This is a genomic window from Streptomyces sp. SID13666 (assembly GCF_010548325.1).
Lineage (GTDB): Bacteria > Actinomycetota > Actinomycetes > Streptomycetales > Streptomycetaceae > Actinacidiphila > Actinacidiphila fildesensis.
On sequence record NZ_JAAGLX010000070.1, the window covers coordinates 1 to 10,473 of the forward strand.

The 10,473-nt window shown below is 63.6% G+C and carries 14 protein-coding genes and 1 pseudogene; 6 read left to right on the top strand and 9 right to left on the bottom strand.

The window, feature by feature from the left end; translation table 11 throughout:
• Positions 1-184: 184 nt before the first annotated feature.
• The 4 genes and pseudogenes from G3I60_RS41060 to G3I60_RS41075 form a co-directional block, all read left to right on the top strand.
• Positions 185-646, top strand: a complete 462-nt coding sequence (locus G3I60_RS41060) for a hypothetical protein (protein WP_164299003.1) — start codon at positions 185-187, stop codon at positions 644-646.
• A 1-nt stretch (position 647) separates the two neighbouring features.
• Positions 648-1,496 carry a hypothetical protein gene (locus G3I60_RS41065; protein WP_164299005.1) on the top strand — a complete coding sequence of 283 codons (849 nt, stop codon included), beginning with the start codon at positions 648-650 and terminating at the stop codon, positions 1,494-1,496.
• A 211-nt stretch (positions 1,497-1,707) separates the two neighbouring features.
• A complete protein-coding gene (locus tag G3I60_RS41070; RefSeq protein WP_164299007.1) occupies positions 1,708-1,953 on the top strand; it encodes a hypothetical protein in 246 nt (81 codons plus the stop codon).
• 169 nt (positions 1,954-2,122) lie between these two features.
• Positions 2,123-2,462 (top strand): annotated as a pseudogene (locus G3I60_RS41075) (transposase); the annotation flags it as partial.
• Positions 2,463-2,554: 92 nt separating this feature from the next.
• On the opposite strand, the gene G3I60_RS44840 reads toward G3I60_RS41075, so the two are convergent.
• Positions 2,555-2,803: a hypothetical protein gene (locus tag G3I60_RS44840; RefSeq protein WP_164299001.1), complete on the bottom strand. Its 249-nt coding sequence runs from the start codon at positions 2,801-2,803 to the stop codon at positions 2,555-2,557.
• A gap of 272 nt (positions 2,804-3,075) precedes the next feature.
• Between G3I60_RS44840 and G3I60_RS41080 the strand changes: the two genes are divergently transcribed.
• The gene (locus G3I60_RS41080; RefSeq protein WP_239070924.1) at positions 3,076-3,834 is read left to right on the top strand and encodes a transposase; all 759 of its coding nucleotides are present in this window, start codon (positions 3,076-3,078) and stop codon (positions 3,832-3,834) included.
• 56 nt (positions 3,835-3,890) lie between these two features.
• On the opposite strand, the gene G3I60_RS41085 is transcribed toward G3I60_RS41080, so the two are convergent.
• The 7 genes from G3I60_RS41085 to G3I60_RS41115 all read right to left on the bottom strand — a co-directional run bounded on the left by G3I60_RS41085 (position 3,891) and on the right by G3I60_RS41115 (position 9,324).
• The gene (locus tag G3I60_RS41085; RefSeq protein WP_164299009.1) at positions 3,891-4,397 is read right to left on the bottom strand and encodes a hypothetical protein; all 507 of its coding nucleotides are present in this window, start codon (positions 4,395-4,397) and stop codon (positions 3,891-3,893) included.
• A 377-nt stretch (positions 4,398-4,774) separates the two neighbouring features.
• On the bottom strand, positions 4,775-5,878 hold the full coding sequence (locus G3I60_RS41090) for a hypothetical protein (protein ID WP_164299011.1): 1,104 nt from the start codon (positions 5,876-5,878) through the stop codon (positions 4,775-4,777).
• Positions 5,879-6,514: 636 nt separating this feature from the next.
• Entirely contained in the window at positions 6,515-7,270 is a 756-nt protein-coding gene (locus G3I60_RS41095) for a hypothetical protein (protein WP_164299013.1), read from the bottom strand.
• Between the two features lie 317 nt (positions 7,271-7,587).
• Positions 7,588-8,091 (bottom strand): SUKH-4 family immunity protein, encoded by a 504-nt coding sequence (locus G3I60_RS41100; protein ID WP_164299015.1) that lies wholly within the window; start codon positions 8,089-8,091, stop codon positions 7,588-7,590.
• An 11-nt stretch (positions 8,092-8,102) separates the two neighbouring features.
• On the bottom strand, positions 8,103-8,525 hold the full coding sequence (locus G3I60_RS47165; protein WP_164299017.1) for a nucleic acid/nucleotide deaminase domain-containing protein: 423 nt from the start codon (positions 8,523-8,525) through the stop codon (positions 8,103-8,105).
• 180 nt (positions 8,526-8,705) lie between these two features.
• Positions 8,706-8,918, bottom strand: a complete 213-nt coding sequence (locus G3I60_RS41110) for a hypothetical protein (RefSeq protein ID WP_203675135.1) — start codon at positions 8,916-8,918, stop codon at positions 8,706-8,708.
• A 67-nt stretch (positions 8,919-8,985) separates the two neighbouring features.
• Positions 8,986-9,324: a hypothetical protein gene (locus G3I60_RS41115; RefSeq protein ID WP_164299046.1), complete on the bottom strand. Its 339-nt coding sequence runs from the start codon at positions 9,322-9,324 to the stop codon at positions 8,986-8,988.
• A 58-nt stretch (positions 9,325-9,382) separates the two neighbouring features.
• On the opposite strand from G3I60_RS41115, the gene G3I60_RS41120 reads away from it, so the two are divergent.
• Positions 9,383-9,580 carry a hypothetical protein gene (locus G3I60_RS41120; RefSeq protein ID WP_164299021.1) on the top strand — a complete coding sequence of 66 codons (198 nt, stop codon included), beginning with the start codon at positions 9,383-9,385 and terminating at the stop codon, positions 9,578-9,580.
• Positions 9,581-9,791: 211 nt separating this feature from the next.
• Here G3I60_RS41120 and G3I60_RS47170 read toward each other — a convergent pair whose 3' ends face one another.
• Positions 9,792-10,391: an Imm1 family immunity protein gene (locus G3I60_RS47170; RefSeq protein WP_369334875.1), complete on the bottom strand. Its 600-nt coding sequence runs from the start codon at positions 10,389-10,391 to the stop codon at positions 9,792-9,794.
• Between the last annotated feature and the right edge of the window lie 82 nt (positions 10,392-10,473).

A 10,473-nucleotide genomic window follows, 5' to 3' on the forward strand; every position in this document is an offset into this window, starting at 1 on the left:
GCGCCAAGCTGAAACGACTGGTCAAACTCGACGTCCTCACCGAGGTCGACACCGGCATCTTCATCCGCAAGCAATAGCCCTATCCCGTCTCACCCAGAACCGGACATCAACTCACGAACCGCCCTCTCAGATCGTGGGTGCCCCTTCCGCCCGGAAGGGGCACCCCCCTATGCCAGGAGAAACTGTGCCCAGCAGGCCACGCCCGGTCTACTACGAGGACTACGATCAGGACTTCGGGCTCAGCGGACTGACCGCACGCGTGCGGTCGCGAGTAGGCCTGCGGATCGACGCTCCGACCATCCTCGCCTTGGCCGCACAGGAGACAACGCAGCAGGAGGACCTGCAGCTGGGCGCCGACGTGCGGCTGCTGCTCGGATCACCGCTGCCGGACCACGTCCTGCATGCCGCATGGCGGGCCGCGACGGGCGGATGCTTCGACCCGACCGACGAGGCCACCGGCATACGGGACTGGCTGCTCCGGCTCGCCGACCTGTGCCCGCCCGAGAACCGGGAGCCCGACTCCGGCCAGGCGTCCGACCCGGTAGGGCATCACCCTCAGATCAGCGAGGAGGGAACTGCGCGAGGCCGTGCGCAGCGAAATCGACGCACTCGCGCCCCGGCTACGCCGCGCCGTCCCCGCAGCTGACATGGTGGCGGCGCTCTATGACATCGTCCAGCACGTCGACGCCGACCTCGGCCTGCGCCTGTTCCTGCGTACTGCCAAGGCCTACTGCGTGCCGGTCCCGGCCGACCAGTACGACCGCCTCCTGCAACTGCGCGATGAACTCGCCTATCACTACTCCGTGATCCACCAAGGACTGAACGTGCAATGGCCGCCACTCGACCCCGGCGACCGCGCGCTCCGCTCAGGACGCTTCGGGCTGGCGATGCTCGGCGCGATGTTCGACAGCCACAGCTACTACGGCGACGCCACCCCGCAACAAATGGTGGACCGGTTGCTGCACGCTGACAACGGGCTGGTTCCCGGGATCCAAGCGGCCGTGCTCCTCGACGACGTCCAAAGACTGATCGACTCCCCGATGCCCGATCGGGTCCTGACCGACCCGTGGCGGGCGATTTCCGGGCGCTATCACGTGGACGACGCCCCGGACATCACCGGGCGGCCCTGGCTCCGCGAGATCGCCGGACGCTGCCGTACCCGGCTGCTCGACGTGGACCCCACCTACGCGCCCTATCCGGCACCCGTGCAAGAGGGCCCCAAAGCCGCTGTCCTGTATGAAATCCAAGCATGCCGCACCGTGCTGGAGTCCCCCCGGGGCGCGGTCACCAACGGCCCGGGACCAGCTTTGGAACAGGCGGCCACGACGATCAGCCCGGACCTCGCCTTCCGCCTGTTCCTACAAATCCTCATGGAATGCGAACACACTGTCACCACGGAGCAATTCGCCCGCTACACCCGCCTCGGCCAGCAACTGGGCTACCACGACGACTATGTCGAAGGCCACGAGAAGCTCCTGAACGGTCACGTCAACTAAGTCCGGCAATCACACCACCGCGACCACCCACGAAACCGCCGCTTGGCTTGTCCCTAATCTTCCGACTTCGCCTGTGAAGCCGGCCCTTGATCATTACCATCGACGCTTGACGGCCGAGCGTGAAGTTGCTGCACCGAAGGTTGGGGCAGGAAGCCGCGCACCCAAGGACCTGTGATGATCCACAGCGCGCCTGAACTGGCAAGATACCCACATGGAAACTGCGTTCCCCTGGGGGTCTACACCAACCGTCGATCTCCGCCTATGGCGTTCTGACGCCATCGTGCTGTTCGACTGGTTGATGAGCACGGACCTGAACGCCGTACCGATCACGCACTCGGCTCAGAAGCAGGCTCTCGCGGATCTGCTGGCACGCCTGGAGGGGGTGGACGTCACCGAGTCCACTGACGAAGAGATTGCCGCCGCCCAGACCGATGTGGCCAAGAATGTGGGTTGGTAGGGCGCCAGCAACTGGGGACTGCACACGCTCGAAGTTCGTTGTCACAGCACCCCTCGAAGGGCGTCTCGAACTGGGTCGCTCACATGGGGATTCGCCTGACATGGGGGCGGCCTTCGTCTGATCATGTGCTCCGACCAAGTTGCACGTGACCACGACGAAGGCCGTGAGGGTGAACCTGCTGCCTGATGCTGTCCGGAGGGAAGCGTTCGCGGAAGCGTCACGCTCCCGCAGCGAGTCCTACGAGTGCCTGACCGCACGGCGCGATGAACTAGCTGTCCGACGCGGTGTTGTGTGCGGCCGGTGCGGTGAAGTCCCCGGTGGACCTGACACTGCTGCCCGAGCATCGTCGCGGGCACGGAGCGATGTACGGCGCCCTGAACCAGGACCGGATCAACTTCGGTCGGCTACGGACTGTGCTGGCCGGGCTGACGCTGCCGCGTTTCGAGGGCAGGCGTCTGGTGCTGACGGTCGGTGTTTCGCCGTGGCTTCGCTCGGACGCGCCGTGCTCGGTCCGGCTCCGGCCGCCCTGTGCGACGCGACCGGCTCGTCAAACGGGCTGCGACGCGCGAGCACGAGACAACAGCATGGGTGCAGTTCATCATCAGCAGCAGAATGACGCCATGCCCCTACACCAAGGCCGAGGCCGTCCGTCGTGATCGTCCATCGCGATGCCGTCCTCGACGACAGACTCAGCGCCACCACCAGGCTCTTGCAGGTTGTCCTGCTGTCCCTCCAGGACAGTATCGACTTGAATCAGGTGGCCGGTCTCGTCGGGGCCGACAACGCGGCTGCCTTGGGGCCGTAGCTTGCCGAACTCGAGGCCGCCAGCCTCATCGAGATCGGGGAGCATGACGGTCAGCCGACCGTGACTGTGCATGAGACGCCGTCGTAACGACGAGCATGCCAACCCGCAGCAGCCACAGGGGCGGGCCGTGGCACAGGTCCACGTCGCCGCGAGCCGCAGGGACGTCTGACCAGGCACGAGGGCGGTGAACTGGAGGCGCAGGACGAGTCGGGGGCACCTGAGTGGACACTCGACGCCCTCACTGAGGCCGCCCGCCGCGACGGGATCGAGGTAGGCCGGTCCCAGGTCCGCAGAATCCTGCTGGCCGAGGGCGTCAGATGGCGCCGCACCCGTTCCTGGATCCGTTCGAAGGACCGGGATTTCGAGGGAAAAGGACGCGGGTCGGCGGCCTCTACACCTGCCCGCCCGAAGACGCGACGGTCGTCTGCGTCGACGAGCTCGGGCCGGTGATCCCGCGTACTTTCCCGCGGGCGCCGGGCTGGTCGCCGGACGGACACCGCATCAAAGCACAACTCGACTACAGCCGCGGACCGGAGAAGACCTGGGTCTACGGCGGCCTCCGCGTCCGAGACGGACAGCAGGTCACCATGACCGCCTCCTCCCGCAACAGCGTCTTCTACCAGCAGTTCCTGCAGAAGCTGGAGAACGCCAACCCGAACGGTGACATCTACGTGATCACCGACAACCTGTCCTCGCACAACAGTCTGTCCACCGAACCTGGCTCGAGGACCACCCCCGTATCCGGCATGTCTTCATACCCGTCGGCGCCTGCTGGCTCAACCTGCAAGAAGGCTGGTGGCGCATCTTCCGCAAAGCTGCCCTCGCCGGACAGTCCTTCGCCGGACCTGACGAGATCACCCAAGCCACCACACTCGCAACAGCCCAGCTCAACACCCGTGCCAGACCCTGGATCTGGGGCAGACCTGCCCCACCCACCCGACACCTACGCCGCCGGTATATGTACTGCCTTTAAGGAATCCAGCACTAGATCATTTCGCCGAGAAAACCTCACTGAGCGCCGAAACGTTAAAGAACAAGCTCAGCGGGCGGCCTTCTTCTGCAGCACCCATACGTAGTGCCACTTGCCGCGTGTGCGTTTGGGTTTGATGTCTGCAAATGACTGGATGGTCGGCTACAAGCCGACGCTACGGGCTGCGATCGTCGAGCTAAAAGCGAGCGCACCTTGGAGTGCTTCGGGCCGGATGGCGGCAAGGACGGCACTCGTCGCCCCCAGTACGGCACCGGCACGGCCGACAGCCTGGGACCGGGCAGCATTGCTCATCTCGGCGGTAGCAGCGTTCAGCTCGTCACGGATGGCGAGCGCGACTCGTTCCAGGGCTACCTGGGAGTCGACCGCTTCCAGCGCATCGTCGAGTTCGAGGAGCCGGGAGCGCATGAAGTCGCGATGCTGGCGGTACGAGTCGAATTCCTCAGTCGTGACTTGTGCGAAGTCGCTGAGACTGAGCCCGTTGATGAAGGGGAGATCAATCTCCAGGATCGGCCGGACCACCCGGCTGGCGAGAGGCTTTCTCCTCGATAGATCCACGGCTCGGCCATGCTCGACCACAAAGTCGATGGACCGGTCACTGAACGAAGGAAGCGGACCAGCCGGCTCGAATCTATTCAGGTTCCGCGCCAAATCCGAGGACTCCCGTATCCCAGCGCTCGATTCCGTGAAGACGGGCCCATACCAGACCAGCCCACTACGCAGCAGAGGTGCGCCGCGAGGGCCAGCGCCTCCCCGAATAGCCCGGGGCCGCGGCGGGCGACGTCACCGGCATAGCGGGCCGCCGCCCGCAGGCCGTGGCGGCGGGCGATCTGAGCCGCGGCGTAGCACGGCACGCCCAACAGCTCATCCGCCCCCAGGCCCGTCAGCAGCACATCCACGCCGCGTGACACCGCCCACTGCGACACCGCAGCATTCAGCCCCGGCAACGCGTCGAACCAGGGACCCACGGGGACCAGCGCGGGGCCACCCAGCGCCGGGCCTGCAGCCGATGGCCGTATCGCGGTGGGTCAGAGCGCCGCTATGGCTGGTCGGCCGGCGTCTTCCCAACCCACGACGGCGCGGGCCCGCGTGGCGGCGAACACCTTGAGCGGCTCGCCGAAGTAGCTCCAGGGTGCGCCTCCCGCGAATCCGCCGATGAGTTGGAACTGAACGACGGCCTCGGCGTTTCGCCCAGAGCTCTCCAGTGTGTACGCCAGCATGTGCCTGATCGCCGGAAGTCGGTAGTGACCGGGGGACGCGTTCGCCACCGCGCGCAAAGCGGCGTCCACGGCAGGCGCGGTGGTCGGCATGGCGTAGATGTCCTCGTTCCCGTCCCGGTATTTCTGCTCGAAGAACGCGAATATCGGCAGGGTCGCCAGCAGGTCCCCGTGGGGGGCCGAGGCGGCCGCGCGCTGTGCGAAGCCGTGCATGAGCTCATGGGAGCCCTGCCATTTGGCGCACCAGTACTGCAGCGCCGAGGTGTGTGCGCCGAAGTGGTACGGGTCCCGGGTGACGATCTCAGTCCAGAGTGCGCGGAACTCCTCATGCGACCAGCCGAGTCCGCGTGCGACGGCGAGCTGGGCGACGTACGGCGTGGGGTCTGCGGGAGCGAGCTCGACGGCGCGGTCGCATGCGTGCCGGGCTTGCGCGAGGACTCGGTGGAATGCCTCGAATTGTTCGTGGGAGGTATGCCTGGCGTTCTGGCTTCCCCGCAGGTTGCCGGCCAGGGAGATCAGCCCGTCCGCATGTACCAAAGCGGCGCCGGGGTCATACGGCTGTTCGGTCTGCCAGGCACGTACCCAGCTGTCATCCTGCGCGGCGGCCTCGGCGAGATAGCCGAGCCGGTGCCACCGCAGATCCCAGTTGGTGCCCGCCGAATGGAGGTACGCGGAAGCGGTGCGCCAGTCGCCGCCCAGCGCCGCCGCGGCTACGGCTTCGCCTTCGGAACCTGCTGCGGCCCTGGTGGTGTCTACTCGGCCGATAGGGACCATGCCGTAGGCCGCCGGGTCGATCGATCGGTTGCTGTCGGCCGGCTGTGCCGGCCGACGGGCCTTGCGCGTCTTGCGGTAGGACGATATCGCGGCCAGAACCATGATGCCGGTGCCACCGCCGACGGCGGAGAGAAGATCCATGCTGACGCCTCTTCTTGGGGGATGATGCTCAGGAACGGGCAGGGGCCGCAGGATCGATTTCGAATCCGGCGGAGGTGAGAAGTTCGCGCAGCGCTGTGCTGTCGCGCGTGTGACGCAGGCGTCGTCCAGCGCGGACGGAAGGCCGGCTCGATGGCGGTGACGGGCAGCCGCATGCCGAACTGCAGCCAGGGCCGCTCCCCGAACTGTAGCCAGACGTAGTCGTTGTCGATCGCGGCGCGCGGGAGGTGGTAGAACGACGACCTGACCGGGGTCATCTGACGCGGTGTACACCCCGTCGAAATCACATTCCCACCGGGCGAACCAGTCCGCGTCCCGGCGCAGCGTGTCCTCCGCGAGGCGCGCGACGGCGTCGGCCGGGCCCCTACGCGACAACACGTACTGGCCTTCAGAGCTAGTGTGTCTGTTCGCCCTCCCGATGTGACCGGCCCCTGCCCACCGGTACCAGTTCGCGCGACATTGTTCGGCTATGCGATCAACAAGTGCTGCCCGAACTCGGTGAGCGGGAGGCTGACTGGCACGAAGGCCCAAGCCCTCTGAGGTGTCGCCCATCTGGTCGTCAGAGGCGCACGGGGCGCTAGGTGTGCTCGCCGGACCTGGCAAGGAGTCTGGAAGCGATCACCAACGTGCGTCCAGGAGCTCACTCGTGGACATCGCAAGCGAATCAGCTAGCCGATCGATAAGCACACGGGCAGCGCTTTCAGCTGGCATCTGAGACCGTGCCAGCTCATCAAATAGAGGTGGAACCCAGGCAACTTCAGTCTTTGACATTTCCCTCCGAAGCCAGCGCATCCATTCCACCGTCGCCTCTATTGCATATCTGATTCGATGGATGGAAGCATCGCCTTCCATCGCTCGGCGAATCACACGAAATGCCGCACTCAAGCGCACAACAGGAAATGAGCGCTCCGCCAGGATGACGTCAATCCTGCTGATGTCATCAACTTGATCCAATTGTTCAAGGAGCTCCGACCGTCGACACGATGATTGCGCCGCTCGCTTATTCGGCTGGACCACCACCGAAATCAACGACGCCTCGACTTCGTCATCTGCGTAGACATCAAGCTGGAGGCTGGAACCTGGGGAGGAGGCAGGCCATCGGAACAATGGGCGACCAAAGCATTCGCCAAGTGCGAGCATTCCACCGGAAAGCATCAAATTCGCGGAGATGATGCAATGGCTCATTGGCGCCCAATTGCGCCACAGCTCAACTCTGATCGGAGCGATTTGCTGTCGGCACGAGATCGCGATGAGCCTGTCCTCAACCGCGGGCAGCGTCTCGATCGACAAATTGTAGGCCTCAGGGAAAGCACTGTCGTCTCCGATCACCAGGATTCCATTGTCAAGAGTGAATTCGACCGCCGCCATCTTCATTCGACTGCACCTCCTCCTAGCTTCCGGAACCGCCCCCACCAAGACCGGCAGCCAGTCCGACGACGGAGAAGACCCGCCACTTTGTGCAGCACCCGTCCGCTGACGTTGCCGTCAACCACTGCCGTCAGACGCCCCAGAGGCCCCACCGGAATGCATCCGGTGGGTCCTCTTCACATGGCGCGATGGCGATTTGGGAATCCAGCCGAGATATGTCGACTGCGGAGACTATTCGCTCTCTCGACTGCCTCTTACCAACCATTTCGAGGATCACCGAGATCTCCACTGGCCACCAGCCTGCTACACGGAAAGGGACACCGTCACTTGCCCGGGTAGTCGCCGACTGCCACATCATCAAGGAAAGCGCTCCAAAAACCGTTCGGATCTTCCGTGGAGGTCGCATCAAGGCGCCGGAGTTCGAAGCGGAGCCGATCTGCTGCCGCTTCAGATACATCCAGATCTCTATCGATCCCATACAGTGGGAGCATTCCATTCAGCATGGCCAAGGAATCGACAAAAGCGGCAATGTCTCGATTTACAACCAGAGGTGCCGCGGGGCTCCAGGAGGCCAAAAGCAGCACCTGCCCGGCGTCTGAGCTGATGCAGATTTCATCATCTTCACGAGAGTAGCCGATGGTGACGCCGTTGACGCTATACCCGAGACCCGCACATGAAGGAACAAACGGCCCGTCAACTGCGCGAAAGATAGTGAGGACAGCCTGCGGAACCCCATGATCTTCCAAAAAGCGCCGCACCTCAGGTGTCACCGCTGACGGCACGCCGTCAGGGTACTTAGAGAATTTAAGGTGCGGCGCCATGAACATCACAGCCTTTCTTATCCAAAGATCGATTTAATTACCCCGCGCAGGGCGGTTCTTGCCGCCGTCCTACTGGCCGGGTTTGCGAACGGGATTGAGTAGGTCAACTGTACATCGGCAGGGAGCGACGAAAGAACAGCGCGCTTCCCGCCGGGCCCTTGACACCTTGGGCACATTCCGTACTCGGTATACATCTCGGCAATGTTGCTTCCGCCCCTTGCTTTTTGTACAAGGTATTCTTCGGCGTGACCCGCGTCATCAGAATGAGCCGCGATGATATTTCCATCTCGGAGCCTCGCTGCTCCGTACAGATTTCCTCGGTTATTGTCAAGCAAGCGCTGAAACGCCGTAGCGCGACTCAACTCAGTTGAACCGTGCTCGACTTGTTGTCCAATGTCTCCGCAGTTGTGTACGAGTACCGGCGTCTGTCCTGCCAGCACATAGTACGTGTGCTACGCGGCCCCTCTCTATCTGCGTATTCGCAGATCAGCGGCGGTTTCGGGTTCCACTGGTGTCCGTGGTTGTGCGGGGGAATCCGTGGGTGTTGCCGTCGCTACTGCCGTCAGCGGCTCAAGCCGCACGGGTCGCGTTGCCGCTGGCGTGCTGTCGGCGGGGGGACTCTACTGCCACGCGCCGGGCTCGGCACGGACCAGGGCGCGGACGGTCTGTTCGCACAGTTCGTGGCCGCTCTGGGCGCAGTGTTCGGCGATCCAGCGGGTCAGCTCGTCCAGGGTGTGCAGCGTGCCTGACGTGACACCGCAGTTGCGCTCTTCGCCGGTGACGCATACCGCCTCAATGCTCGCCAGCGCCAGGGGGTCGGGGACGGTGGTCACATGGTATTCACGGAAGCGGTAGCGCCCCCGAGAGGCATTGCGTACTGGCGTGCCGGCCTTCGGGGAGTCAGGCATCTTCGGTCGCCTCTTCGTGATCCGGGATGCGCTGTCCGCGTGAGTCCGCGACCCTGAGCGCGTCCGCCAGGGCTTCTGTCAACCGGCGGGCCAGCCAGCGGTATTCGGTCGCCGACAGGGTTTTCGCGCCGGGTGCTGTGGCGTTTCGGGCGTACTCCAACAATTCCTGGCCCATGCTTGGCTGTGCCGTCTCGATGCTGTCGGCAAGGGTGGAGAGATAGCCCCGGCCGTCGGTGCTCAGGTAGCAAAACTTCCCCTCCGGGCTGGTCCACGGCAGTAAGCGGGGCCCTCCTCCACCGGACGCGGCGTCGTACAGCTCTCTGCGGCGCATGCGGTCGACATCACTTCTCGGCTGGCTCACTGGGCACCCCCGGCCTGGGTCACTGATCGTGGACACACCGACGCTTGCGGAACTCCTCGGACACGCCCACATCGGCGTCACCGCCAGCGTCTACGCCCACGTCCGACTCCGCCTCCAGCGCGACGCCATCGACACCCTCAGCACCGCGGTCGGCAGCTTGGAGATCACCGAGACGACCTACGGCGACGGCGATGAACCGCCAGCCTGCGCAGCCCTCGTCCGCTGACGTTGCCGTCAACTACTGCCGTCACCCCACGCAGACGCCTCGCCAGACACCGCCTGACGGGGCGTCAAATTCGCTTGCACACATCGACAAGCAAATGAAAGTTCAACAAACAGCGACATCAACGCGAAATTCGCGCATAACCTCCATGATCGAGTAATAAATACCGTCTCACCGAAAGGGAGATTCCATCTTTCGCCACCGAGAACCTTCATCAGTGCAATGGGTGCCGTGCACCCGAATCTTTGCACCACGGATCCTGACAGTAGGAAGGTGTCATATCTGCCTGTCCATTCAGAGAGTGGTACGCGCCGAAGTCACCACGATCCCAGCAAATTGCCGTAGGCCTCTGACCGCTTCTTAGTTCGCAAAATTCCTCGACGGCCGCACGAATATCAGATATCGGCAGCGTATTGCGGGGCTCGAACAGCCTCCAATCACCCAAATCAGCAACAACGTTTTGATCCAACGCCGGCGGTTCCGGATTCCTAGAGATCCATACACTCCTCGCAATCTCCCGATCCACTGGAACTACGGAATCCTCGGGAACTTGCCACCTCAATGCACCATATCCTGTAAGCGGATTTGTCGAGACCTGAAGATAGCTGTCAAAATACCGATCTGATTTCATCGGATCCCTATGTGGCGCCAAGAGCACAAACGTTGCAAGAATGCCACCCTTTGGCTGTCCAACCACATCTGACTCTCGGCCGGGCCCGCCGGTCACCAACTGGCCAATCAAGCGCCTAAGGATAACTCCCGATGCTGCATGATATGTCGTACCGCCAGTGAAAATAGTCAGAATCATTAACATCCTCCAACGTTCGCAGGTGAGGCGATGCGGAAAACTGAAATTAGACCGGCCCCACCCCGGAGGATTCTACCCCAGGGCAGGG